The organism is Kitasatospora sp. NPDC059462 (genome assembly GCF_042749955.1).
Lineage (GTDB): Bacteria > Actinomycetota > Actinomycetes > Streptomycetales > Streptomycetaceae > Kitasatospora.
In genome coordinates this window covers 22,450-45,635 of record NZ_JBHYUU010000036.1, presented here as the reverse complement: position 1 = coordinate 45,635, position 23,186 = coordinate 22,450, and the positions used below count along the sequence as shown (strand labels likewise).

At 71.9% G+C, this 23,186-nt stretch carries 21 protein-coding genes and 3 pseudogenes; 13 read left to right on the top strand and 11 right to left on the bottom strand.

Annotated elements, in window-relative coordinates; all coding sequences use genetic code 11:
- Positions 1–28: 28 nt before the first annotated feature.
- On the bottom strand, positions 29–1,015 hold the full coding sequence (locus ACFXAM_RS12670) for an alpha/beta fold hydrolase (RefSeq protein ID WP_380290280.1): 987 nt from the start codon (positions 1,013–1,015) through the stop codon (positions 29–31).
- 166 nt (positions 1,016–1,181) lie between these two features.
- Here ACFXAM_RS12670 and ACFXAM_RS12665 point away from each other — a divergent pair, with 166 nt between their 5' ends.
- Entirely contained in the window at positions 1,182–1,775 is a 594-nt protein-coding gene (locus ACFXAM_RS12665; protein WP_380290304.1) for a helix-turn-helix domain-containing protein, read from the top strand.
- Between the two features lie 423 nt (positions 1,776–2,198).
- Here the strand turns inward: ACFXAM_RS12665 and ACFXAM_RS12660 are convergent, their stop codons facing one another.
- Together ACFXAM_RS12660 and ACFXAM_RS12655 are read right to left on the bottom strand one after the other, a co-directional pair.
- Positions 2,199–2,852, bottom strand: coding sequence for a hypothetical protein (locus ACFXAM_RS12660; protein WP_380290278.1), 654 nt, complete (start codon positions 2,850–2,852; stop codon positions 2,199–2,201).
- Between the two features lie 40 nt (positions 2,853–2,892).
- Entirely contained in the window at positions 2,893–3,966 is a 1,074-nt protein-coding gene (locus ACFXAM_RS12655) for a MerR family transcriptional regulator (RefSeq protein ID WP_380290276.1), read from the bottom strand.
- Positions 3,967–4,935: 969 nt separating this feature from the next.
- On the opposite strand from ACFXAM_RS12655, the gene ACFXAM_RS12650 reads away from it, so the two are divergent.
- Together ACFXAM_RS12650 and ACFXAM_RS12645 are read left to right on the top strand one after the other, a co-directional pair.
- Positions 4,936–5,517, top strand: coding sequence for a YdeI family protein (locus tag ACFXAM_RS12650; protein ID WP_380290274.1), 582 nt, complete (start codon positions 4,936–4,938; stop codon positions 5,515–5,517).
- A 229-nt stretch (positions 5,518–5,746) separates the two neighbouring features.
- Positions 5,747–6,208 (top strand): DUF6896 domain-containing protein, encoded by a 462-nt coding sequence (locus tag ACFXAM_RS12645; RefSeq protein WP_380290302.1) that lies wholly within the window; start codon positions 5,747–5,749, stop codon positions 6,206–6,208.
- Positions 6,209–6,213: 5 nt separating this feature from the next.
- Here the strand turns inward: ACFXAM_RS12645 and ACFXAM_RS12640 are convergent.
- The 4 genes and pseudogenes from ACFXAM_RS12640 to ACFXAM_RS12625 form a co-directional block, all read right to left on the bottom strand.
- Positions 6,214–6,758 (bottom strand): annotated as a pseudogene (locus tag ACFXAM_RS12640) (IS5 family transposase).
- A 278-nt stretch (positions 6,759–7,036) separates the two neighbouring features.
- Positions 7,037–8,764 (bottom strand): urease subunit alpha, encoded by a 1,728-nt coding sequence (locus ACFXAM_RS12635; protein ID WP_380290272.1) that lies wholly within the window; start codon positions 8,762–8,764, stop codon positions 7,037–7,039.
- Positions 8,761–9,483 (bottom strand): urease subunit gamma, encoded by a 723-nt coding sequence (ureA, locus tag ACFXAM_RS12630; RefSeq protein WP_380290270.1) that lies wholly within the window; start codon positions 9,481–9,483, stop codon positions 8,761–8,763. Before ureA ends, ACFXAM_RS12635 begins: the two co-directional genes overlap by 4 nt.
- Before the next feature lie 48 nt (positions 9,484–9,531).
- On the bottom strand, positions 9,532–9,729 hold the full coding sequence (locus ACFXAM_RS12625; protein ID WP_380290268.1) for a hypothetical protein: 198 nt from the start codon (positions 9,727–9,729) through the stop codon (positions 9,532–9,534).
- A gap of 240 nt (positions 9,730–9,969) precedes the next feature.
- Here ACFXAM_RS12625 and tatA point away from each other — a divergent pair, with 240 nt between their 5' ends.
- Positions 9,970–10,275 carry a Sec-independent protein translocase subunit TatA gene (gene tatA / locus ACFXAM_RS12620; protein WP_380290266.1) on the top strand — a complete coding sequence of 102 codons (306 nt, stop codon included), beginning with the start codon at positions 9,970–9,972 and terminating at the stop codon, positions 10,273–10,275.
- 83 nt (positions 10,276–10,358) lie between these two features.
- On the opposite strand, the gene ACFXAM_RS12615 is transcribed toward tatA, so the two are convergent.
- The gene (locus ACFXAM_RS12615; RefSeq protein ID WP_380290264.1) at positions 10,359–12,059 is read right to left on the bottom strand and encodes a serine/threonine-protein kinase; all 1,701 of its coding nucleotides are present in this window, start codon (positions 12,057–12,059) and stop codon (positions 10,359–10,361) included.
- A gap of 107 nt (positions 12,060–12,166) precedes the next feature.
- Positions 12,167–12,796 carry a TetR/AcrR family transcriptional regulator gene (locus ACFXAM_RS12610; RefSeq protein WP_380290262.1) on the bottom strand — a complete coding sequence of 210 codons (630 nt, stop codon included), beginning with the start codon at positions 12,794–12,796 and terminating at the stop codon, positions 12,167–12,169.
- Between the two features lie 160 nt (positions 12,797–12,956).
- Between ACFXAM_RS12610 and ACFXAM_RS12605 the strand changes: the two genes are divergently transcribed.
- The 7 genes and pseudogenes from ACFXAM_RS12605 (at position 12,957) to ACFXAM_RS12575 (ending at position 19,622) form a co-directional block, all read left to right on the top strand.
- Positions 12,957–14,150, top strand: coding sequence for an agmatine deiminase family protein (locus tag ACFXAM_RS12605; protein WP_380290260.1), 1,194 nt, complete (start codon positions 12,957–12,959; stop codon positions 14,148–14,150).
- A gap of 132 nt (positions 14,151–14,282) precedes the next feature.
- Positions 14,283–15,296: an agmatine/peptidylarginine deiminase gene (locus ACFXAM_RS12600; protein WP_380290258.1), complete on the top strand. Its 1,014-nt coding sequence runs from the start codon at positions 14,283–14,285 to the stop codon at positions 15,294–15,296.
- A gap of 58 nt (positions 15,297–15,354) precedes the next feature.
- Positions 15,355–16,365, top strand: a pseudogene (locus ACFXAM_RS12595) (ABC transporter substrate-binding protein); the annotation flags it as partial.
- Between the two features lie 112 nt (positions 16,366–16,477).
- Positions 16,478–16,963, top strand: a complete 486-nt coding sequence (locus tag ACFXAM_RS12590) for an ABC transporter permease (protein ID WP_380290300.1) — start codon at positions 16,478–16,480, stop codon at positions 16,961–16,963.
- Entirely contained in the window at positions 16,960–17,832 is an 873-nt protein-coding gene (locus ACFXAM_RS12585; RefSeq protein WP_380290298.1) for an ABC transporter permease, read from the top strand. The genes ACFXAM_RS12590 and ACFXAM_RS12585 overlap by 4 nt, the downstream gene beginning before the upstream one ends.
- A 43-nt stretch (positions 17,833–17,875) precedes the next feature.
- On the top strand, positions 17,876–18,832 hold the full coding sequence (locus tag ACFXAM_RS12580) for an ABC transporter ATP-binding protein (protein ID WP_380290256.1): 957 nt from the start codon (positions 17,876–17,878) through the stop codon (positions 18,830–18,832).
- Positions 18,825–19,622, top strand: coding sequence for an ABC transporter ATP-binding protein (locus ACFXAM_RS12575; RefSeq protein WP_380290254.1), 798 nt, complete (start codon positions 18,825–18,827; stop codon positions 19,620–19,622). Before ACFXAM_RS12580 ends, ACFXAM_RS12575 begins: the two co-directional genes overlap by 8 nt.
- A gap of 608 nt (positions 19,623–20,230) precedes the next feature.
- On the opposite strand, the gene ACFXAM_RS12570 is transcribed toward ACFXAM_RS12575, so the two are convergent.
- Entirely contained in the window at positions 20,231–20,809 is a 579-nt protein-coding gene (locus tag ACFXAM_RS12570) for a TetR/AcrR family transcriptional regulator (protein ID WP_380290252.1), read from the bottom strand.
- A 139-nt stretch (positions 20,810–20,948) separates the two neighbouring features.
- Here ACFXAM_RS12570 and ACFXAM_RS12565 point away from each other — a divergent pair, with 139 nt between their 5' ends.
- Positions 20,949–21,233, top strand: coding sequence for a cytochrome P450 (locus ACFXAM_RS12565; RefSeq protein ID WP_380290296.1), 285 nt, complete (start codon positions 20,949–20,951; stop codon positions 21,231–21,233).
- A gap of 138 nt (positions 21,234–21,371) precedes the next feature.
- Here the strand turns inward: ACFXAM_RS12565 and ACFXAM_RS12560 are convergent.
- Positions 21,372–21,515: pseudogene (locus ACFXAM_RS12560) on the bottom strand (exodeoxyribonuclease III); the annotation flags it as partial.
- 142 nt (positions 21,516–21,657) lie between these two features.
- Here ACFXAM_RS12560 and ACFXAM_RS12555 point away from each other — a divergent pair.
- Complete coding sequence (locus ACFXAM_RS12555) at positions 21,658–23,172, top strand: recombinase family protein (protein WP_380290250.1); 1,515 nt, start codon at positions 21,658–21,660, stop codon at positions 23,170–23,172.
- Positions 23,173–23,186: the final 14 nt, after the last annotated feature.

Below are 23,186 nucleotides of genomic sequence, written 5' to 3'. Positions count from 1 at the left end.
CGGTCCGCCGGTCCGCCGGCCCGCCGGTTCAGCCCCGGAGGGTGGCGAGCCAGTCGGTCAGCAGCCGGTTGACCTCGTCGGGGCGCTCCTGCTGGATCCAGTGGCCGCAGCCGTCCAGGAGGTGGGAGGCGGTCAGCCCGGGAAGGGTCGCGGGGTGGGCGTCGACGGCGTCGGACATCCAGGTGGTGGAGGCGTCCAGGGTCCCGCCGATGAACAGGGACGGCTGCCTGATCGGGGCCCCGCGGTACGGGGCGAGGTCCTCCCAGTCCCGGTCCATGTTCCGGTAGCGATTGAGTGCGCCGGTGAACCCCGTGCGCTCGAACTCCGCAGCGTAGAAGTCGAGTTCACCTTCACTCAGCCAGGCCGGGAGGACGTCCGCGGGGAAGCGGTCGCGCAGTCGGCCCCCGGGGGTGACGAAGTGCGGGTCGGCTTCGTGCGGTGCGGGCATGGTGTCGGCGGACAGGGCCGCGTAGAAGCCCGCGAGCCAGCCCCGGACGTCGGGTTCGATCTCCGCCTCGGCGCGGCCGGGCTCCTGGAAGTAGGAGACGTAGAACTCCTGGCCGGGCCCCCCGACGCGGCTGAAGACCTCGGTGGGGCGGGGGCCGCCGGGCGGTGCGTAGGGCACGCTCAGCAGGCCGACGGCCCGGAAGACCTCGGGGCGGAGCAGGGCGGAGGCGGCGGCGATGGTGGAGCCCCAGTCGTGGCCGACGACCACCGCCGATTCCTCGCCGAGGGCGCGGACGACGGCGGCGTTGTCCTCCACCAGGTCGAGCATCCGGTAGGCGTCGGCGGCCTCCGGCCTGGAGGAGCGGCCGTAGCCGCGCACGTCGATCGCCACCGCCCGGTAGCCGGCCGCGGCCAGGGCCGGGAGTTGGTGGCGCCAGGAGTACCAGGACTCGGGGAAGCCGTGCACGAGCAGGACGAGCGGGCCGGTGCCCTGCTCGACCAGGTGCAGGCGCCCGGCCGGGGTCCGGACGGTGCGGTGGCGGGACTCGGCGGTCGGTTCGGGCTGCATGGCTTCTCCTCGGTTCGCGGTGGAGGCGGTGACCCGTCGATCCTGCGGCGCGGCACCCGCTCGGCGCGACGACCGTTGCCGATCTGGCAAACTCGCAGAACAGGGCGGGGCGAGGCGAAGGAGGGCGAAGGTGGCAGCCGACGACGCAGGCAGCGCGCCGACCGGGATGGGGCCCCGGCTGCGGGCCGCGCGCGAACGCCGCGGCGCGACACTCGCCGCCGTCGGCCGCGCCACCGGCATCTCCACCAGCACGCTGTCCCGGATCGAGACCGGCCGGCGCAGTCCCACGCTGGACGTGCTGCTGCGCCTGTCCGAGGAGTACGGCGCCTCCCTGGACGAACTGGCCGGCCGGACGCCCACCCCCGCCGCCGAGCCGCAGGTCAGAGCGCCGCTGAGCTTCGGCGACGCCAAGGCGGTGCTGCCGCTGACCCGGTACGTCGGCGGCCTGCACGTCCACAAGCACGTCCTGCCCGCCCTCGACGGCCCGGCGACGCGGCCCCGCCAGGTCTCACACGACGGCTACGAGTGGCTGTGCGTCCTGTACGGGCGGCTGTGGCTCGCGCTCGCCGGCCAGGACCTCGTTCTGACCCCCGGGGAGGTCGCCGAGTTCGACACCCGGACCCCGCACGGAACGGCCAACGCAGGCCCTGGCGGCCCGGTCGAGTACCTGGTCGTGTTCGGACCGCAGGGCGAGCGCCTGCGGTCGCGCACCCCGTCGGCGGCCGCCCGCGGCGGTGCCGGGGGGAAAGCCGCCGAGTGAGCGGCCGTGACGCGCCGCAGGCGCGCAGGCGGCAGCAACCACGCCGCTCCGCCCGGCCCCACCCGCCCCGTCGTCCCGCTCTTGACCGGCGTCCGGCTCCACAGGTTCGCCCGGCTTCCCGTGCCGGCCGCTCCCTCGGGCGCGGGTGCGGCCTGGACGGCGGGCGTCACTTCACGGTGATCATCCTCCACGCCTCCCGGACCAAGATCCTGCCGGCTTCGACGCACACTCCGCGCAGGAAGGCGCGGCACAGCGGTGCCACGTCGGCGGGCTCCTCGGGGTCCTCGGGGAACGGGATGGGGCGGGACGCGGCAGCGGCCCGCCGACCGTCAGGTCGGCGGGTCATCGTGATCGTTGAAGGTTCGTCGGCGCCCAGGAAGGCGGCTGGTGGTCTACGCGCGCGTCACCGAGGGGCGGGGGCGTTCACGCCGCGGACCGGACGTTGATCGCGTGGCTGAGGGTGGTCTGCTCTTCGTCGGGAAGGCGACGCTCGGCGTGGAGCATGCGCAGGGCGGTGGTGATGCGTTCCTCGTCGTCGGCTGTGCCGAGGCTGCCCATGTACGGGGGCAGCAGCAGACTCAGGGCTTCGAGGTCCGTGCGTGCGCAGAGCCTGGTGAGGAGTTCGCCGACCGGGTCTTCGTGCTGCTGTGGTGCGGCCGGAGTGGTGGCACGCAGTCCTGCGGCGATGCGGTAGCGGAGCCATTGCTGGTGGGGGCCGGCGGGGACGTCGTCGATGTGCTTGGCGGCGGACTCGAAGTGTTCGCGGGCCTGGTCGATCTGGCCCAGGTCCCGGTGGGCTCGGGCCATGTTGCCGTGGAGGGAGGCGTAGAAGCCGCGGACGCGGTCGTCGCCGACCTTGTCGGCTCGGTTCAGGCACTCCTGGTTCCAGTGCAGGGTCTCCTGCGGCGTGGGCTGGTGCCGGGCGAGGTAGTGCGCGGCGATGCAGGCGTCGTAGTCGTCCTCGGCCGCTTCCCAAGCTCGCAGGAACAGGTCCCGGGCTCGGTCGCCTTGTCCTTCGGTCTCGGCCTGCATGCCCTGGACGCACAGCTGCACGACGATGTTCTCGGGGTCGGTCATGGTTCTCCTGAGTTGATGAGGGTGCGGTGTTGACGGAGGATCAGCCGGAGGTGTGCAGGGGGACCGGCATGACCAGGGTGGTGAAGCTGCCCTGGTCCGCGGAGCGCACCACGACGGGTCGGTCTGCGGCGGCGATCTCAAGCAGGACGTCGGGCCCGACGCCGGCCTCCAGAGCGGGAGCCAGGACGGCAGGGTCGAAGCCGATCCGCTGCGGCAGGTCTTGATGGCAGACCGCGGACAGGGTAGCGGCATTGGAGTGATCGGCCAGAGAGATGGTCATCTCGTCGCCGGCGAAGCTCAGAGCGATACGTGCAGCGTCGCCATGACTGTTGACCGCGTCGCGAAGGGCCAGGCGGTCCACGATCACGCGGTATTCGGGCGGGGCCAGAGCCGAGAGCATCTCGCGGTGGTCAGGGAACGGGTCATCGACCGTCACCAGGACACGGGACTCCGACGTACTGCGTGCTCGGGTCCCGTCCGGTCCGACCTGGATGGTGACCTGGTGGAATCGCGCCGCCCATTGCCCGAACTCGATCAGGTCAGCCGCGTGCACCAGCAGACGGCAGGGCCCTCCATCGAGAGCCGCAGGTCTCAGGACACGCATCGACAGGCGATAGCGATCGGTAGCCACCACGTGGACCTCGCCGTCATCGATCTCGATGAGGACGCAGCCAAGTGCAGGGTGTTCCACGTCGGAGGCTGCGGCCGGCACCACCTGGCGTACCGCACTGGCCAACTCCACGCCGTCGATTCGCGCTTCCGTCATGCTGTCGGCGGTCGACAGGGAACGCAGAACCGCCGCGATGGCGGCCTTGGCCGTCCGCGTCCGGTCCTGCATCCTCTCCAAGTGCCGCTCCAGCACCTCCCGGCCCTCGCGCTCGGGCCCGTCGAGCACCAGGGCAACCTCAGCCAGCGGCACTCCCGCTTCTCGCAGACCGCGTAGGAGAGCGGCACGGGCCTCCTGAGCAGGACTGTAGAAGCGGTATCCAGTCACACCGTCAACCCACGCCGGCCGCAGGACACGGCAGTCGTCGTAGAAACGCAGGGCGCTCGGAGCGAGACCGACCCGCCGCGCGAAGGCGCTGATACTCAGTAGTTCTGTGGTGCCGTCCATGGCCCCGATTGTCGACGTTCATCCCACTTGAAGGTCAACTCGCCCTTCGGCCGGTTCCACGCCACCACCTGGCACGGGGAGCTCTCTCAGCGTCAACCCCGAAGGACTTCGAGAGCCGACCACTAAGGATTCTGGCGCAGCCCCAGGTACCCAGGGCAGTGGTCACATCTGTCCTGTCGTCTGTCGTCTGTCGTCTGTCGCCTGTCGCGGCCCTGCGGTCAGGACTATGACCGACTCGGATTCGCTTGCCGCAGAGCGGCTGCGCAGCGTCGGCCGTTGACTGGCCTACGGCGCAAACGGTCACCGCAGTCGCGCGGCGGCGGGTCCGCGGGCGGTGCGGGCACGGGCTGGATGCGGTTCAGTCGTTGATGCCCGCCACCGCGACCGGGCCCGGAGCGAACTCCCAGGACGCGATGTCGTGCAGGGCATGGAGAAACCCCGGGCGATACTCCACCCTGTCGGTGGCTGCGCCGTTGCTGCTTCGGCCAGGAGGCGTTGGGCGTGGGGCAGCCCCGCGCCCGGGAGGTGCGGGGCCGTCGGCGGCGCGGCGGGGATCGGAGCGGGCCGAGGACCGGCATCAGGTGCTTTCTCGTAGCCATCGGACGAACGCGAAGCCCCAGACGCCAGCAGAAGGAGCGTCAGGACCAGTGCCAGGAGTCAGGGGGTGGGTCGGGCCCATCCGGCCGTGGGGTGAGGACGGCGGCCAGGGCCTGCGGCACAGCGGTCGGGCGGTCCTGCTGGGCCTCTCCCCGAGCACATCTGTGTCGGTAGCTGCCTTGGCGGACCCTGTGGTCGGTTGGCCGGCCTGCTGCGGCAAGATCCCAAGCCGGCTCAAGCAGTTCATCAACTCGACGGGCGACCCGAGGCAAGCAGGGGCGAAGGTCGCCAAGTAGTGAACCGGTCAGGTCGCCTGAGCGGGTCGCTTGAGGAGGTCACCATCTGTCCTATATGGCCTCTAGCCTGCGGTTTATGCAGAAACACGAGGACGGCGTCGAGATCCTTGTCCCCGCGAGCCCGGCCGAGCTGGAGGCGTGGCTCGAAGAGCATCACGGGGAGAAGGCCGCGCTCTGGGTGAAGATCGCCAAGAAGCATACCGGGATCTCGTCGCTCACCTGGGAAGAGATGGTCGACACGGTGCTCTGCTTCGGCTGGATCGACGGTCAGCGACGAGGCTTCGACGACTCGTACTTTCTGCAGCGCACGACACCCCGCCGCCCCCGCTCCGTCTGGTCGCAGGTGAACGTCGACAAGGCCGAGGCCCTGATCGCGGCAGGCCGGATGCGCCCCCGCGGGCTGGCCGAGGTCGAGGCGGCGCGGGCGGACGGCCGCTGGGAGAAGGCATACGCCTCGCAGAAGAGCGCCACCGCGCCACCGGATCTCATCGAAGCCCTCGACGCGAACCCTGCAGCGCGGGTGTTCTACGACACGCTCGGCAAGTCCGATCAGTTCGCCCTGTACCTCGGTCTGGTCACCGCCCGTACCGAGAAGACACGGCTGGCCCGCTTGGAGCGGATGGTGGCGTCGATGGCAAGGTCCGAGCGGCCATCATGATCGACCGCTCGGGCCACGCGCAGATCAAGGGCATCAAGGCCCGCGGAGACCCTGAGGGAGCCCCAAGAACGCGCTGTCACGAAGCGCAACCGTCGTCTCGCGTCTCGGCGATCTTAGTGTCATATCTTCATTCCGCACAGGACCCCCGCGTAAAGAGTTCATGATTCAACAGCCCGAACTCTTCGGGAACTTTGCCTAACTGATCGTTTCAGAATGCCATTCTGTGGAGATGCTGGCGGCCCGTGGAACAATCCCTTCAGTCACGGACTCAGGGGGTTGGCGCCGGATGGAACGGGTTGGGGCTGCACGGGAACTCGTGCTTGGTTACGTCCACGCTCTGAACGCGATTGGCGAGGCCATGAGGGCGGCGATCCCCTCGCTTGAGCGACTCGCAGATGTCCTCGACCTGGTTCGTTCGCGCCGGATCATCAGCCGGAGCGGGCACGTCGGCACGTACGCGTACAAGGTCCATGGGGCCGGGTGTCGCTTCGTGAGCGACAACGGCACCGAGGTTGATGTGGACTTCGCAGCTGACGGGAACGAGGTCTTCGACCTCTGGCGGCTGCACCAGTACGGGCGGAGCCTGCCGGAGCCTCTTGACGTCACGGATGAGGACCTGCAGACGGCGGTGCGGTCGCTGCAACCGCTTCTGGCCGAGGTGCGGCCGGGGTGGTTCAGCGTAGCCAGCTGATCGCTTCAGGAGGAGGTGTGCAGGCGGCGCAGGCATATGAGGCTGCAGGCCAGTTCGAGCAGGCCCTGGTGGAGATCGGCGCGTCGCTCGTAGTGCCGGTTGCCGCCGGTGAGGGTGACGGCGAGCGGGGTTCCGTGGCGGTCGACAATCAGGTGGTGCTTGGAGCCGGGGCGGGAGCGGTCGACGGGTGAGGGGCCGACGTGGTCCCCCCTTTGAGGGCCCGGACGTGCGACCCGTCCACGGAGCAGTCGTCCAGGTCCAGCAGGCCTGCGCGGCGAAGCTCAGCCAACAGGGCGGCATGCAGGCGCGGCCAGACACCGGCCTCGGTCCAGTCCCGTAGCCGGCGCCAGGCCGTAACTCCGGAGCAGCCCACCGTCTCGGCCGGGACGTCGCGCCAGGCGACACCGGTCCGCAGGACGTACAGGACGCCGGCGAGGGCCGCTCGGTCCGGAACGCGAAGCCGCCCTGGATGCCGACGTCGTTCGGGAGCGGGTGGAAGCAACGGGGCCACCCGCTCCCACAGGTCGTCAGGAACAAGATCAGCACGCACCCGGACACCCTGTCGACCAAGATCGTCGAGCACACGACCTGCGGCTCAACTCCTTCTGAAACGATCAGTAAGCCCAATCGCACCGAAAGGCAACAGCACACCACCCGAGGGTTACTTCAGTCCACGTGGCGTCGTTGACGTTGCCCGGGGTGGGCACGGTCGCCGGCGGCAGGCCCCGGCCGTCGACCAGTGGCGGGGATCCAGTGTGGTGGTGCCGCTGGCGGTGGTGCTGAGTCTGCCTGCGGCGCCGTAGGTGAGCCGTTCCCTCCGCGGCGGTGTCAGAGGAAGTAGAGGCGGTTCAGCGACACCTCCTCGGCCGGGTCGGAGTGCAGCGGGGCGCCGTCGAGGGTGACCAGGCCTCGCTGGCCGTCGACCAGGATCTGCCCGAGGCGGCTGTTGCGGACCAGGGCGGCCGGCCCGATGCCGCGGGTGGGGCGGACCGGGACGCGCCGGCGCCGGGTGGTCATGGTGTCGTACGGGCGGGTGGTGGTGCCCGCTTCGGCGGCGGCGCGGCTGGTGAAGGCCACCGAGAGGTCGGCCGGGGTGGCGCCGTGGGCGCCGAACAACGGCCCCAGGACGAGGGGCTGGCAGCTCTCGGTGGCGGCATTGGGGTCGCCGGTGACGCCGTACGCGGGGAAGCCGGCCTTGAGCACCATGTACGGCTTGGCGCCGAAGGAGGCCGGGTGCCAGAGCACCAGGTCGGCGAGCTTCCCGACCTCGACGGAGCCGACCTCGTGCGAGAGCCCATGGGCGATGGCGGGGTTGATGGTCAGCTTGGCGATGTAGCGCAGCACCCGCTCGTTGTCGTCGGAGGGGCCGTCGCCCTCCATCGGGCCGCGTTCGGCCTTCATCTTGCCGGCCATCGCGAAGGTGCGGCGCACGGTCTCGCCGGCCCGGCCCATGCCCTGGGCGTCGGAGGAGGTGATGCCGATGGCCCCGAGGTCGTGCAGCACGTCCTCGGCGCCCATGGTGCCGCCGCGGATGCGGTCGCGGGCCATTGCGGCGTCGCCGGGCAGGTCGGTCTTGAGGCCGTGGACGGAGACGATCATGCCGTAGTGCTCGGCGATCGCGTCCCGGCCGTAGGGCAGGGTGGGGTTGGTGGAGGAACCGATGACGTTCGGCACGCCGGCCATCTTGAGCACATTGGGGACGTGGCCGCCGCCGCAGCCCTCGATGTGGAAGGCGTGGATGGTCCGCCCTTCGAGCACGCGCAGGGTGTCCTCGACCGACAGGCACTCGTTCAACCCGTCGGTGTGCAGGGCGACCTGGACGTCATGGGCCTCGGCCACGGACAGCGCGGTGTCCAGCGCCCGGGTGTGCGCCCCCATGTCCTCGTGCACCTTGAACCCACAGGCGCCGCCCTCGGCCAGCGCCTCGACGAGCGGCGCGGGGTGGGAGGAGGAGCCGCGGCCCAGGAAGCCGATGTTGACGGGCCAGGCGTCGAAGGCGTTGAAGGCGTGGCGCAGCGCCCAGGGGGAGTTGACGCCGACGCCCCAGGCGGGGCCGAACTCCTGGCCGATGATGGTGGTGACGCCGGAGGCGAGCGAGGCCTCCATGATCCGGGGGGACATCAGGTGGACGTGGGTGTCGATGGCCCCGGCGGTGAGGATCATGCCCTCGCCGGAGACGATCGCCGTCCCGGTGCCGACCACCACCTCCACGCCCTCCAGGGTGTCCGGGTTGCCGGCCCGCCCGACGGCGGCGATCCGGCCCTCCCGGATGCCGATCGAGGTCTTGCGGATCCCCTGCACGGCATCGATCACCAGCACGTTGCTGATCACCAGGTCGCAGGTGTCCCGGACGGCCGCGGCCTTGAGGTGCAGGCCGTCGCGGGCGGTCTTGCCGAAGCCCACCAGGAACTCGTCGCCCGGCCGCTGGGAGTCGGACTCGACCCGGACGACCAGCCCGCTGTCGCCGAGCCGGACCCGGTCGCCGGCCCGCGGGCCGTGCACGGCGGCGTATTCGGACGCCTCGATCGCCTCGATCGCCTCGCTCTTGCTGTTCATCGCCGGTTCTCCTCTGCCTGGCCTGCCTCGTCGTCACGGTTCGCCCCGAGGTAGCCCTGTTCGGCCGCCCGGCGCAGTGCCTCCCGTCGGACCCGCGGCGAGTCCAGCGGTCCGTCCACCAGCCCGGCGAAGCCGATCGCGACCCGCTCGCCGCCGATCGGGACCAGGCCGACCTCGACGTCCGCGCCGGGGTCGAAGCGCACCGAGGAGCCGGCCGGGACAGCCAGGTGCATGCCGTAGGCGGCGGCCCGGTCGAAGGCCAGGCGCGGGTTGGTTTCGAAGAAGTGGAAGTGGGAGGTGACCGAGACCGGCACGTCCGCGGTGTTGCGGACGGTGAGGGTGAGGTCCGGTGCGGGCGCAGGCTCGGCGGCGCCGTCGGGGAGCACGGCGCCCGGTGCGGCCTCGCCCAGGCCGCCGCCGCCGAACGGGTCGGGTATCACGGCGAGCCGGGTGCCGTCCTGGAACACCGCCTCGACCTGGATCTCGGTGACCAGGTCGGGGACGCCGGGCAGGACGTCGCCGGGGGCGAGGACGGCACGGCCGCGCCGGACGGCCTCGGCCAGCCGCAGGCCGTCGCGCGCGGCCTCGCAGACGGTGTCCGAAATCAGCGCGGTGGCCTCGGGGACGTTCAGCCGCAGTCCGCGGGCACGGCGGGCGCGGGCGAGTTCGGCGGCGGTGAAGATCAGCAGCCGGTCGCGTTCGGTGGGGGTCAGTTGCACGGGGGTCCCTTCTCCCTCGGTGCGGAGCGGCGGGTTGGGCGGGAGGGGTCAGCCGGCGGACGGCTCGGCGGTGGCATGCGCGGAGGGTTGCCCGGCGGGCGTGGAGGACGGGGTGGCGGGCTCCGCCGCATCGTCGCCGACCGCATCGTCGCCGACCGCGGCGCAGGCGGTCGCGCCGACGGCGATCAGGCCGGCGCCGGCGAGGGAACGCAGCACCGTGCGGCGCGCGAGGGGGGACTGGGACACGGTGGACTCCGGTGGGCCGAGGGTGGATCCGGTCCGGCACGGCGGCGAGCCTCCGGGGAGTGCTGTGCGGGGCGCCGGTCGGCGGCGGGCGCAGCGGCCCGGCGTCGCCGGAACGTCACTCTTCCATTGACTGAAAAGTCAGTCAAGTTTGACGATGAAGGCGTCCGCACCACCCCGATACAACCCGGGCCTCCCCCCACAGGGCCCGGCCCCGACGACGAAAGGCCAGGTGAGGCGAGGATGCTTCGCCATGGACCGGAGCCCTGGCACCTGCTGGCGGTGCTGGCGGTCGTGGTGCTGCTGTTCGGTTCGAAGAAGCTGCCCGAGATGGCGCGCGGACTGGGGAAGTCGATGCGCATCCTCAAGGCGGAGACGGCCGCCATGCGGGAGGAGGACCGGCCTGCCGCCGAACCGGCGGCCGCCCCGTCGGCCGCGACCGGGACGCCCGGTACGGTGGCGTCCACCTCAGGCAAGTCGACCGGCACGGCCCCCGCCCCGGGGACCGGCGCTCCCGGCACGCCCGAGGCGGCCCGCCGGCTGCTCTGATCCCGGGCCGTCGACCAGCGCCGAGAGTCCGTCGCCCCCACCCGTGCCGTGGGGGGACGGGCTCTCGGCCGTTCCCGGAGGTGTCAGCCGTTGCGGCGGTAGTGGTCCAGCGAGACGCTGACCGACCCGTCCGTGCCCGCCGTCGACAGCACCCGGACCACCGCCAGTTCCTTGCCGTCCGCGGACCGGAGGCAGAAGGCCCCGCGCGCTCCCAGGGCGCTGAACGGCAGCCGTGCGGTCGGCCGGCTGCCGAGCCCCTGGAGGCACTCGGCGAGGCCGAGGCCGGAGTCCCGGCCGATGTAGGAGTCGGCGGTCTCCGGCACGAGGAACTCGCTGTCGGTCCGCCCGACGTACCAGTTCGCGGTGTCGACCGGCACCACCGTGCCGGAGGTCAGGTCGAACTCGTAGCCCGGGTCCGCCGAGGTGAGTTCGACGGCGCGGTAGTCGGGGGTGAAGGCGGCAGCGGGGGGCGGCGGCGTCGTGCGGCTCGGCCCGGCGGTGGCGGAGGGCGAGCGGGTGGAACCGGACGGGCCGGTCGGCGTCGGTGTGGCGACGGGCGTGCCCGGTGCGGGAGAGCCGACGACCGGGGCGTCGGCCGTGGCGGCCTCCACCGGGTCCGGGTCGTCCAGCACGAAGGCGGTGGCCACCGCGCCGACGGCGAGGGCGACCACGGCGATCAGGGACGCGCGCCCCCGGGGCCGCCGCAGCCGTGTCGCCGGCGTGGCCGGAGCGGGTGTCGCCGCAGCGGCGGCGGACGTGCCCGGGACGGCGGCGAGCCGCGTGGGCGTCGGCACGGCGGCTGGGGCCGGCATCGTCGCGGCCGGGTTCAGCCCCGGTCCGGAGGCCTCGGCGGGTACCTGCGGCAGCTCGGCGTGCCGGGTGATCTGGCTGGTCAGCGGCTGTGGCAGCCAGTCCTCGCCGAACCTCGGCTGACCGCCGACGGCAGGGTGCCCGGCCGCGGTGGCGATCACCTCGGCGGTGGTCGGCCGGTCCTCGGGGCGCTTGGCCAGGCAGCGCCGGAGCAGGTCGCGCAGGGCCTCGGGCACGTGGTCGAGGGCGGGTTCCTCGTGGACCGTCCGGTAGAGCGTCGCCGGATGCGGGCCGTCGCCGAAGGGCGGGGCGCCGCCCGCGACGTGGACGGCCAGGGCGCCGAGCGCCCAGACGTCGGTGGCGCTGGTCGCGGCCTGCCCGGTGGCCTGTTCGGGCGCCATGTAGGCGGGGGAGCCGATGTGCAGCCCGGTGCCGGTCAGGGCGACGGCGTCGGCCGCCCGGGCGATGCCGAAGTCGATGACCCGGGGGCCGTCCGCGGCGATCAGTACGTTGGCGGGCTTGAGGTCGCGGTGGACCACCCCGCTGGCGTGGATCGCCTGGAGCGCCTCGGCGATCCCGGCCATCAGCAGCAGCACGGTGCGCTCGGGAAGCGGACCGAAGTGCTGCACCACCTGCTGGAGCGAGGGGCCGGGCACGTAGGTGGTGGCCAGCCAGGGGGTGGGGGCGTCCGGGCCGGCGTCGACCAACTGGGCGGTGAAGAGCCCGTGGATGAGCCGGGCGCTGGCCACCTCCTGGGCGAACCGGGCCCGGAAGTCCAGGTCCCCGGCCAGCTCGGGGCGCACCACCTTGAGGGCCACCGGGCGCCCGCCGGGAGTGTAGGCGAGGTAGACCAGGCCCATGCCGCCCGCGCCGAGCCGCGCGTACAGCCGGTGGCCGCCGACCTCGCGCGGGTCGTCCGCGGTCAGGGCCTGGAAGACGGGCTGGAGGGCGAAGGGGGATCGGTCAGCGGACATGCGGGCTTCCTTCGTCGGCGGACGGGGACGGGACGGTGGAGCCGGGCCGCCAGGGTGTGGGCAGGCGAGGCCTGTCCGCGCCGCAGAGTTTAGAGGTTTTGTCAGGATCAGCCGAATCCGCCCCCGGTGGCCGGGGCCGCCCGATCCGATCGAGGGGCTTCCAGCTCGACCTCGACTGCGCCGCGGAGCACTCGGCGTGCCTGCTCGATCGACAGCGAACCGCTCAGCCAGCGCACGCTGAGGCCTTCCACCAGCGCGGTCAGACGTTCGGCGGCGGCCGCGTGGGAGGGTGCGGTGCCGTCCGGGTCGGCCTGGGAGAGCAGTCCGGCGATGTCGTGCACCCAGCCGTGGGTGCTGCGGGCGAGGTCCTGGCGCAGCTCCGGTTCGAACACGGCGGTGGCCCGCAGCTCGCCCCAGGCGGTGCTGTTCTCGCGGACCTCGGTGGTGTCCTGGAGCTCCAGCAGCAGGACCTGTTCGAGGTCGGCGAGCGGGTCCTTGGACGGGTTGCGGCCCTGGTGGGGGGCGGTGCGGTCCTCGGCGGTGTAGTGGTCGGCGCGGTCGCCGATGTACTCCAGCGTCTGCCGCAGGACCCCCGCCCGGTCGGTGAAGTGGTAGTAGATCAGTGCGATGGACACGCCGGCCTCGGAGGCCAGCTCGCCCATGCGCAGTCCACGTACCCCGCGTCGGGCGATGACACGGGTGGCGGCCTGGAGTATGCCTGTCCGGCGGTCTGACATGGGCGCCCACTGTACCTGCCCTGGAGGCGATCGTGGAGAAAGTCTGATCGTTTTGTCAGTTCATTTCTCTTGAGCCACCCCAAAGGGTTGACTGGATTTTCAGTTAGATGCAGGATGCGGGGCAACCCTCACACCTCCCGCCACTTCCAGGGAGCGTTTCATGACCATCTCCACGTCTCCCGAGGTCGCTTCCACGACCTCGCGCAGAAGACTGCTCCAGTTCGGAGCCGCAGCCCTGCCGGTGCTCGCCCTCGGCGCGGTGCTGCCCACCGCCGCCCCTGCGGCGGGCGCCGGTTTCCGGGCGGCTCCCGCCACCCCGCAGCTGCGGATGCCGGCCGAGACCGACCGGCACGACCGCACCTTCATGGCCTGGCCGGCCCGGTCCACGATCTGGGGCCGGCAGCTCTCCGGCGTCCGCGACGACATCGCCCGGGTCGCCCACGCGATCTCCATGTACGAGCCGGTCGTCGTGGTGGCCCGCCCGAGCCAGGCCGCTGACGCCCGGTACTGGCTGGGCCGGGGCAGCACCTACGGCATCACCGTGCTGGAGATCGCCAACGACGACCTGTGGATCCGGGACTTCGGCCCGACCTTCCTCACCGCCCCGGGTGCGGTCGCCGGGCTCGACACCAACTTCAACGGCCGGGGCAAGAGCGGCACGCCCTACTACCAGCCCTACGCCGATGACGCCGCCGTCGCGGCCACCCTGCTCCATGGCTACGGCGTCAACCGGATCGCCGCCCCGTTCACCGGCGAGGGCGGCTCGCTGGAGACGGACGGCCAGGGCACCCTGCTGGCCACCGTCAGCTCGCTGGTCAACGCCAACCGCAACCCCGGCAGGTCCCGGGCCCAGGTCGAGCAGGCCCTCAAGGCCGGCCTCGGCGTGAGCAAGGTGATCTGGCTCCCGGGCCTGGCCGGCCAGGACATCACCGATTGCCACATCGACTGCCTGGCCCGCTTCACCGCGCCCGGCAAGATCATCCTCGACCAGCCCGGTCCGGGCACCGCGCAGATCTGGATCGACGTCTACCAGGAGTCCAAGCGGATCCTGGCGAACGCCACCGACGCCCGGGGCCGCCCGCTGGCCGTCACGGAACTGCCTGGACCGGACCGGCAGTTGATCCGCGGCAGGGGCAGGGACTTCCTGTCCAGCTACACCAACTACTACACCGCCAACGGCGCCGTGTTCGTCCCGCAGTTCGGCGACGCGGCGGCCGACGGAACTGCCTACGCGATCCTCCAGGCCGCCCACCCGGACCGCGACGTCGTCCAGCTGAACATCGACAACATCGCCGGCGGTGGTGGCGGCATCCACTGCGCGACCCAGTCCCAGCCCAGCGTCCCGGCTGCCTGAGTCACCGCCCGAGTCTCCCGGCGGCCCGCAGGCCGACCCCACGGAGCGGGCCGCCGGGTCCACCGTCCCACCCGTACACCGTTCCACCCGTACACCGTTCCACCCGTACACCCGATCCCGAAGAGGTATCCCGTGACCGTCCCGTACCGCATGCCCGCCGAGTGGACCGAGCACGAGGGCTGCCTGATGGCCTGGCCCGTCCGCGAGGACCTGTGGGGCGCCACGCTCGCCGAGGTGAAGCGCGAGTACGCCGAAGTCGCCCGCACCATCGCCGAGTTCGAGCCGGTGACGATGGTCGCTCCGCCCGGCCACGGCGAGGAGGCGCTCGCCCTGTGCGGCGCCGGCGGCGTCACCGTCGTCGAGCTGCCGCTGGACGACTCCTGGTTCCGCGACTCCGCGCCGATCTTCGTACTCGACGGCGAGGGCCGCCGGGCCGGCGTGGACTTCCGCTTCAACGCCTGGGGCGGCAAGCACCACCCCTGGGACGCCGACGACCGGCTCAGCGGCCTGCTGCTGGAGCACCTCGGGGTCCCGGCCGTCCGCTCCGAGATGATCCTCGAAGGCGGCGCGATCACCGTCGACGGCGAGGGCACCCTGATCACCACCGAGCAGTGCCTGCTGCACCCCAACCGCAACCCCGGCCTGAGCCGCGAGGAGATCGAGGTCGAGCTCAAGCAGCGCCTCGGCGTCACCAAGGTGATCTGGCTGCCCTACGGAGGACTGCTGGACACCGAGACCGACGGACACGTGGACGGCGTGTGCGCCTTCGCCGCCCCCGGCAAGGTCGTGGTCCAGCTCCCGGCCGACCCGGAGCACCCCGACTACGCCCGGATGCGGGCCAACCGCGCCGTGCTGGAGCACTCCACCGACGCCCAGGGCCGCCCCTTCGAGATCGTCGACGTCCCGCAGACCGCGTTCGTGGAGGTCGACGGCCGGGAGGTCGAGGTCGGCTATCTCAACTACTACCTGGCCAACGGCGCGGTCGTCGTCCCGGTCGCCGATCACCCCGCGGACGAGGGTGCCCTCGCGGTGCTGGCCGGGGCGTACCCGGGCCGCAAGGTCGTCGGCGTCCGCTCCCGGGTCATCGCCTGGGGCGGCGGCGGAATCCACTGCATCACCCAGCAGGTCCCGGCCGCCCGCGTCTGACGTCCCACCCCGCGCGGTCCCCACGGCCTTGCCCCGCTCCGACCGAAAGCCCACCCTCATGACCCTCACTCCCGCGAGACGAACCCCCTCCCCGGGCCGGCTCGTCCTCGCCACCACGGCCGTCCTCTCGGCCGCGGCCCTGGTCGCGGCCTGCTCCGGCCCGCCGCGCAACGGCGGCGACCAGGCCGACGTCCAGCTCTCCGCCACCACGCCGACCGCCGAGGGCGACATCGACTCCTTCACCTGGGCCACCTACGCCGAGCCGCCCACGCTCGACTACGTCCAGGCCTTCGACTACCCGCAGAACACCATCCTGTCCAACGTCTGCGAGAGCCTGATGCGCTGGACGCCCCAGCTCACGCCGGCCCCCGGACTGGCCGAGAAGGCCTCCAACCCGGACCCGGCCACCTGGGTCTACGACCTGCGCTCCGGCGTGCACTTCCATGACGGCTCGGTGATGACCGCCGACGACGTGGTCTACAGCCTCGGCCGCCAGACCGCCCCGGACAACGCCGCGGCCTGGGCCCAGACCTTCCAGAACGTCGACTCGATCACCGCGACCGGCCCGCTCCAGGTCACCGTCAGACTCAAGCGCCCCGACTCCCAGTTCCCGCAGTACATGGCCACCGCGGCCGGCGTGGTCGCCGCCAAGGCCGGGGTCGAGTCGGCGGGCAAGGACTACGGCACCACCGGTGGCCTGGACTGCACCGGCCCGTTCAAGCTCGGCGCCTGGGCCAAGGGCCAGTCGATCGAGCTGGAGCGGTTCGACGACTACTGGGGCACCAAGGCCAAGGCCGGGAAAGCCGTCTTCCGTTTCCTCACCGATCCCTCCGCCCGCACCAACGCGATGCTCAGCGGGGAGGTCGACGGCGGCTACCTGATCCCCACCGAGAGCTACGACCGGCTCAGGAGGAGCGGCCCGGGCACGCTGTACTTCGGCGAGGGCCTGAGCACCGTCAACCTCAACGTCGCCAACCTGCGGGGCGTGCTCGGCGACGTCCGGGTCCGCAAGGCGCTGTCGCTGTCGCTGGACCGCTCCGGCTTCGTGAGGACCGGCCTGGCCGGCGCCGGCACCGTCACCGGCTCGCTCACCACCAGGGCCGCCTGGGCCGGGGCCCCCGACGACGTCCGCAAGGGCGCCTTCGAGAACCTCACCTGTCCTGCTCCAGGGCCTGTTCGGGGTGAAGCTGGGCTGGTTCCCGACCAGCGGCGCCGGCGAGGGCCTCGGAGACATGCTCTGGCACCTCAGCCTGCCGGCGATCGCCCTCGCGCTGTACCTGATCGGCATGCTCGCCCGGGTCACCCGCTCGGCGATGCTGGAGGCCCTGGAGGGCGAGCACGTCACCGTCGCGCGCAGCCGGGGCGTCCCGGAACGCGAGGTGATCAGCCGTCACGTGTTCCGCAACGCGCTGGGCACCGTGCTGACCACCGGCGGCCTGATCGTCTCCACGCTGCTGGTCTGCACGATCCTGGTGGAGTCCGCGTTCGGTATCGGCGGCCTCGGCCAGCTCCTCGAACTGTCCAGCACCACCAAGGATTTCCCGACCGTCCAGGCCATCTCGCTGATCATCGTCGCCCTGTTCATGACGGTGAACCTGATCGTCGACCTGCTCCACCCGCTGGTCGACCCCCGGGTCACCCTGGGTTCCAGGAGGTCCGGCGCATGAGTACCGGTCTCACCCAACGGCCGGGCCTCACCCGCCGCCCGGGCCTCGCCCGGCTCAGGTCCGCCGGCGGACCGCTGCACCTGGTCTGCCTCGGCTTCGCCGCCCTCCTGGTGCTCGCCGCGCTGCTCGCGCCCTGGCTCGCGCCCTACGACCCGAGCGCCGTCGACCTGGGCAACGCACTCGCCGGGCCCTCGCCCGACCACCTGCTCGGCGCCGACGCAGCCGGGCGCGACACCCTCTCCCGGCTGCTGACCGGCGCCCGCACCTCGCTGCTCGGCCCGCTCGGCGTGGTGGTCTTCTCCACCGTCGCCTGCCTCGCGGTCGGCCTCGCCGCCGGCTGGCGCGGCGGCTGGCTCGACTCCGTGCTCTCCCGCAGCACCGAACTGGTCTTCGCCTTCCCCGGCATGCTGCTCGCCATCCTGATCGTCTCGGTGTACGGGGAGGGCCTGATGGCCCCCGTCGTCGCCCTGGCGATCGCCTACCTGCCCTATGTCTCCCGCCTCACCCGCTCACTGGTGCTGGCCGAACGGACCCGCCCCTACGTCTCCGCGTACCAGGTCCAGGGCCACTCCGCGGTGCAGATCTGCCTTCGGCACGTCCTGCCCAACATCGCGCCGATCGTGCTCGCCCAGTCCGCGGTCAACTTCGGCTACGCCCTGATGGACCTCGCCGGCCTCTCGTTCCTCGGGCTCGGCGTCCCCGCGCTCACCCCCGACTGGGGGCGGATGGTCTTCGACGGCCAGACGGCGATCCAGCACGGCTACCCGCTCTCCGCGATCCTGCCGTGTGCCCTGATCGTGCTCACCGTCGTCGCCTTCAACGTGGTCGGCGAGCGCTGGGCCGACCAGGTCGCCCGGAGGTCCGCATGAACGGGAAACACGTCAACGACCACCGCACCACCGGAGGGACCGCGTGAACGCCCTCGACAGCCAGGGCCTCCGGCTCCGACTGCCCGGCACCGCCCGCCCCGTCCTCGACGGCGTCGACCTCACCGTCGGTGCCGGCGAGACGGTCGCCCTGGTCGGCGAGTCCGGCTCCGGCAAGACCCTCACCTCCCGCAGCGCCCTCGGCCTGCTGCCACCCGGCGCCGAGGCCGACGGGAAGGTCCTGGTCGACGGCCAGGACGTCCTGGCCATGGACCCCGGCCGGCTGCGCACCCTGCGCGCCGGCCGGGCCGCGATGATCTTCCAGGACCCCCGGGCCGCCATCAACCCGCTGCGCCGGATCGGCGACTTCCTCACCGAGAGCGTGCGGCTCACCGGCACGATGAGCGCCGCGGACGCCGACCGGCGGGCCGTGGAACTCCTCGACGCCGTGGGCCTCAAGCCGGACCTGCTGCGCCGCTACCCCGGCCGGCTGTCCGGCGGCATGCTGCAGCGCGTGATGATCGCCGCCGCCCTGATGGGCGACCCGGTGCTGCTGCTCGCCGACGAACCCACTACGGCACTCGACGTCACCAGTCAGGCCGAGGTGGCCGCCCTGCTCGGCCGGCTGCGCGAACGCTTCGACACCGGCCTGCTGTTCGTCACCCACGACCTCGGCCTCGCCGCCGCGATCAGCGACCGGGTCTATGTGATGTACGCCGGGCGGATCGCCGAACACGGCCCCGCCGAGGCGCTGTTCGAGCGGCCCCGCCATCCGTACACTGCCGCGCTGCTCGCGGCCACCCCGGCACTGGACGCCCCGGCCGGCCGGCTCTCCGCCATCGACGGCCAACCGCCGGACCTTCGGAGGGCGTTGACCGGCTGCGCGTTCGCCGAACGCTGCCGCCACGCGACCGGGATCCGCCGCGAACAGGTGCCCGCCCAGCAGGGCGGGCACCCGGCCGCCTGCCACCACCCGCTCGAAGGGAGCCGCACCGATGGCTGAGCCCGTTCTGCGGGTCAGCGGCCTGCACCGCACCTTTGGCACCGTGCAGGCCGTGGACGACGTCTCCTTCACCCTCGACGCCGGCGCCTCGCTCGGCATCGTCGGCGAGTCCGGCTCCGGCAAGACCACCACCGCCCGGATCGTGGTCGGCCTCGAACAGGCCGACGCGGGCGACGTGCTGGTCCACGGCCGGGTCCGGAGCGGCCGCGCCCGGAGCAAGGCCGAACGGCTGGCCCGCGCCCGCGAGGTCCAGATGGTCTTCCAGGACCCGTACCTCTCCCTGGACCCGCGCACCGGCGTCGAGGCCGTGCTCCGCGAGACCCTGCGGTTGCACTTCCCCGACACCGACCACCCGGCCCGGATCCGGGAACTCCTCGACCAGGTCGGCCTGGGCACCCGGGCTGCCGAGGCGCTGCCCCGGCAGCTCTCCGGCGGCCAGCGCCAGCGCGTCGCCATCGCCCGGGCACTGGCCGTGCGACCGGCCGTGCTGGTCCTGGACGAGGCGGTCGCCGCGCTGGACGTCTCGGTCCAGGCGCAGGTGCTCAACCTCCTCGCCGACATCCGCGAGGAGACCGGCATCGGCTTCCTCTTCATCACCCACGACCTCGGCGTGGTCCGCTGCGTCACCGACCAGGTCGTCGTGATGCGTCATGGGCGGATCGTCGAATCCGGCCCCACCGCCCGCGTCCTGGACTCACCGGAGCACGCCTACACCAGGCTGCTGCTGGAGTCCGTCCCCCGGCCCGGCTGGGATCCCGACCGGATCGCCGCCGCCCGCCGCGCACTGTGAGACGGCCCGGGGCCCGGCAGGTGGTGGGACCTGCCGGGCCCCGGGACCAGCAGGACTCGCCCCCCGGGGCGAACGAGCACCGCCGCCGGACCGCGCCGGGCTTCCGGGAGGGCGCCGGGCGCTCTGCATTCCCCCGGACGGCGGAGCCACGCCGCGCCGGACCCCGACCGCTTGATCGTGCGGGCGATCAGGGCGATGTCCTCCTGGACGCCGCCCAGGCGCAGCCCCCGTACGCCCCGGCGGGAGGGCCAGGACACCCAGGTCCGCGCGTGCGGGACGTCGTCCGCGGGCACCCACGGATAGGTCCCGGCGGAGTGGGCGTCGTGGTAGCCGGTCATGAGGGGCTCCAGTTCGTGCGAAGGTGCCGGGCCAGGGTGCGAGGGCTGCCAGGACCACTCTTCGCGAGGCGACGCACCGGCGCACACGGGGAGCGGGCCGGCGGCAGCACCCTTCCTGCGTGGTCAGGCTCGCCGTGACTGAAAAATCAGTCAGACTCGACGATGCGCCATGACTCTGTAGTGAGGTGCGTGTGCGGAGCGTGACGAATGGGCGCAGTAGCCCCGGTGGCGCCCCGGCATGGGACCCGGCAGGGCCTGATCGGGTGCCGCTCAGGACCCGAGTCGGGACACCTCGGTGTCGATCGCGTCGAGCATCAGCGTTCTGGCGTGCGCCAGCGGCAGGCTGCCGCTGAGCCAGCGGGTGCTCAGTCCCTCCAGCAGCGCGGTCAGTCGCTCCGCCGCGCCGGCCAGCGCGACCGCCGAGGACATCGGCTGCGCCGCGCCCAGCAGTTCGGCGATCTCCTGGACCCAGACCCGGGTGGCCCGCGCCAGGTCCTCGCGCAGGGTTTCGTCGAACACCGCGCTGGCCCGCAGCTCGCCCCAGGCGGTGCTGTTCTCCCGGACCTCGACGGTGTCCTGGAGTTCCAGCAGCAGTGTCTGCTCCAACTCCTCGCGGGCGGTCAGCGGCGGCGCGTCCGCGGCGCGCTCGGTCGTGTAGCGTTCGGCCCGGTCGTTGATGAACTCCAACGTCTGGCGGAGGATCCCGGTGCGGTCCTTGAAGTGGTAGTAGATCAGCGCGGTGGACACGCCCGCCTCGGCGGCGAGCTCCTCCACGCGCAGCCCGCGCACCCCGCGCCGCGCGATCACCCGCGCCGCTGCTTCCATGATCGACGTTTTACGGCTAGACATGATCCACCACCTTACCCGCGGGTCGGGGGAAGGTCGCCCGCTGTGCTGAAAGTCCCGTCAGTCGGGACACGGGGCCGGGAGCGACCGCAGGCCGGCTCTTGGGCAAGCTGGGGCACGGGGGAGGAGCGCTTCGACCCCGCTGCTTCATACAGGTCGTTCCGTCGAGTCGGGCGAGAACGCCCATGAGCACCTGGACGGCCTGCCCTACCTGGGCCAGGTCGTCACCGAAGCCCTCCGGCTGTATTCCTCGGGCTGGTTCCTCACGCGCACCACTGAACTCGCCGGTGTGCGGCTGGCCGCCGGCACCATCATCGGATTCAGCACCTATGCGATCCACCGCGAGGACGCCCACCTCCCCGACCCCGAATGCTTCGACCCCGACCGCACCACCTGCATCCCCTTCAAACTGAATCGTTTCCAGTAGATCAGCTGACCTTCACTCAGGGCGCGCTGATCGCCGGTGCAGTCCGTGCGCAGGGCAATGGCGGCTGCGATCGTCACTCTGTGCAGGTTGTGCGACGACCGCAGCGGCCGAAGTCGATGGCTCGAACTTCGTGAAGCGCTAGGGGAGTTGGTCGATATCGAAGACCACGGTCACCGGGGCGTGGTCGGACCACCGCTCGGCGTGGGTGGCGGCGCGTTCGACGTAGGCTTCGACGGCCTTGGCGGCGAGCGTGGGGGTGGTGACCTGGAGGTCGATGCGCCAGCGGAACGACGGCTTTTGTAAAAGGTCCACCCGTTCGAGTGTGGGCTGTTCGAGGGTGTCTGCTGGCCTGGGCGGTAGGGGGCCTCCTATAGGCAGCAGCATGACAGCTTTGGCGCCGGTTCGGGCGGTGGTGGGTTCGCGTGTGTCGGACACGCACGGGGACGAGGGCAAGGTCTCGCACCTGGTCCAGGCGGAGTCGGCTGCCCGGCACGCGGTCTCGAAGGAGTGGGAGATCGTCGGGTCCTTCGAGGACCTGGACGTCTCTGCCCAGATCACGCCGTGGAAGCGTCCCGACCTGGGTCCGTGGCTCACCGAGCGGCAGGGCGAGTGGGACGCGCTGGTCTGGGCGAAGGTCGACCGGGCGTTCCGCTCGGCGAAGGACTGCGCGGACGTCGCCCACTGGGCGGAGGAGAACCACAAGGTTCTGGTCTTCACCGACGACGGGATCACCCTGGACTACCGGGAGGGCCGCGAGTCGTCGTTCGGGAACGAGCTGGCCAAGACATTCCTGATGCTGGCGTCGATCTTCGCGGAGATGGAGCTCAAGCGGATCAAGGCCCGCGTCTCGGCCGCTCACAAGCACCTGCGCAAGACCGACCGGTGGGCGGGCGGGCAGCCGCCGTACGGGTACCGGATCATCGACCGCCCGGGCGGCGGCCGCACACTCGAACCGGACCCGGTCACCTCCGAGGCCGTCCGTTACATGGGCAAGCTCCTGCTGGAGGGGCAGAGCCAGTGGATGATCGCCACCGCGCTGGAGGCCGCCGGCTTCGACACGCCGTCGACGCACGCGTTCAAGAACCAAGGCGAGTCGTACTCGAGCAAGCGCAAGACTGCTCCGTCGAACCATTGGAACCCGACCAGCGTGGGGAAGATCCTGCGCTCGCCGGCGACGATGGGCCTGAAACTGACCGGCCGCTCCGTGAAGGCGCGCAAGATCGCCCGCGACGCCAAGGGGCTGCCGATCCGGATGGCGAAGCCGCTGTTCACGGAGGAGGAGTGGGCCGCGGTCCAGGCGGTGATGGACGAGCGCTCGGTGACGAAGGAGCGCTCGAACGGTGCCTCGCCCTGGCTGGGCGTTGCGCTCTGCGACCGCTGCGGCGACCGGTTCTACCGGCAGGTGAACCTCGCCAAGAACGGCAAGATCTACGAGTACTACCGCTGCGCGAAGACGGCCGGCAAACCCGCCTGCAAGGGCCAGTCCGTCAAGGGCGAGCGCGTCACCGCCGCGATCACCGCCCTGGTGGAGCGCCTGGCCGGCCTGGCGATGACGGTGCGCAGGTTCATCCCAGGTGAGGACCACACCGAGCAGCTCAACCACGTCACCCAGGCGATGAAGGACTTGCGCGAGGAGAAGCGCCGCAACCTGTTCGACTACCCCGGCGGCGACGACGAGTACGCCGAGGCCCTCGAACTCCTCGTCGACGAACGGCGCCGCCTCGCCGCCCTCCCGCAACGCCCCTCCGCCTGGGTCGAGGTCGAGACCGGCCAGACCTTCGCCGACGCCTGGACCCAAGCCGACCAGGAAAGGCGCCGCCAGCTCCTCCTCGGCCTCAAGGCCCGCCTCTACATGACCCCCACCATCGAAGGCTGGTACCTGCCCGCCGAACTCGAAGCACGAGTAACGAAGCTGGACTACGCCGGCAGCTCGGCGTAGGTCGGCTGATCCGG

Bases quoted from the DNA above. Each gene is read 5' to 3' on its own strand.
- ACFXAM_RS12635 (WP_380290272.1), bottom strand. From the start codon at position 8,764: ATGAACAGCAAGAGCGAGGCGATCGAGGCGATCGAGGCGTCCGAATAC.
- ACFXAM_RS12585 (WP_380290298.1), top strand. From the start codon at position 16,960: ATGAGTACCGGTCTCACCCAACGGCCGGGCCTCACCCGCCGCCCGGGC.
- ACFXAM_RS12575 (WP_380290254.1), top strand. From the start codon at position 18,825: ATGGCTGAGCCCGTTCTGCGGGTCAGCGGCCTGCACCGCACCTTTGGC.
- ACFXAM_RS12570 (WP_380290252.1), bottom strand. From the start codon at position 20,809: ATGTCTAGCCGTAAAACGTCGATCATGGAAGCAGCGGCGCGGGTGATC.
- ACFXAM_RS12655 (WP_380290276.1), bottom strand. From the start codon at position 3,966: ATGGACGGCACCACAGAACTACTGAGTATCAGCGCCTTCGCGCGGCGG.
- ACFXAM_RS12665 (WP_380290304.1), top strand. From the start codon at position 1,182: ATGGGGCCCCGGCTGCGGGCCGCGCGCGAACGCCGCGGCGCGACACTC.
- tatA (WP_380290266.1), top strand. From the start codon at position 9,970: ATGCTTCGCCATGGACCGGAGCCCTGGCACCTGCTGGCGGTGCTGGCG.
- ACFXAM_RS12660 (WP_380290278.1), bottom strand. From the start codon at position 2,852: ATGACCGACCCCGAGAACATCGTCGTGCAGCTGTGCGTCCAGGGCATG.
- ACFXAM_RS12605 (WP_380290260.1), top strand. From the start codon at position 12,957: ATGACCATCTCCACGTCTCCCGAGGTCGCTTCCACGACCTCGCGCAGA.
- ACFXAM_RS12650 (WP_380290274.1), top strand. From the start codon at position 4,936: ATGCAGAAACACGAGGACGGCGTCGAGATCCTTGTCCCCGCGAGCCCG.
- ACFXAM_RS12615 (WP_380290264.1), bottom strand. From the start codon at position 12,059: ATGTCCGCTGACCGATCCCCCTTCGCCCTCCAGCCCGTCTTCCAGGCC.
- ACFXAM_RS12645 (WP_380290302.1), top strand. From the start codon at position 5,747: ATGCTGGCGGCCCGTGGAACAATCCCTTCAGTCACGGACTCAGGGGGT.
- ACFXAM_RS12610 (WP_380290262.1), bottom strand. From the start codon at position 12,796: ATGTCAGACCGCCGGACAGGCATACTCCAGGCCGCCACCCGTGTCATC.
- ACFXAM_RS12670 (WP_380290280.1), bottom strand. From the start codon at position 1,015: ATGCAGCCCGAACCGACCGCCGAGTCCCGCCACCGCACCGTCCGGACC.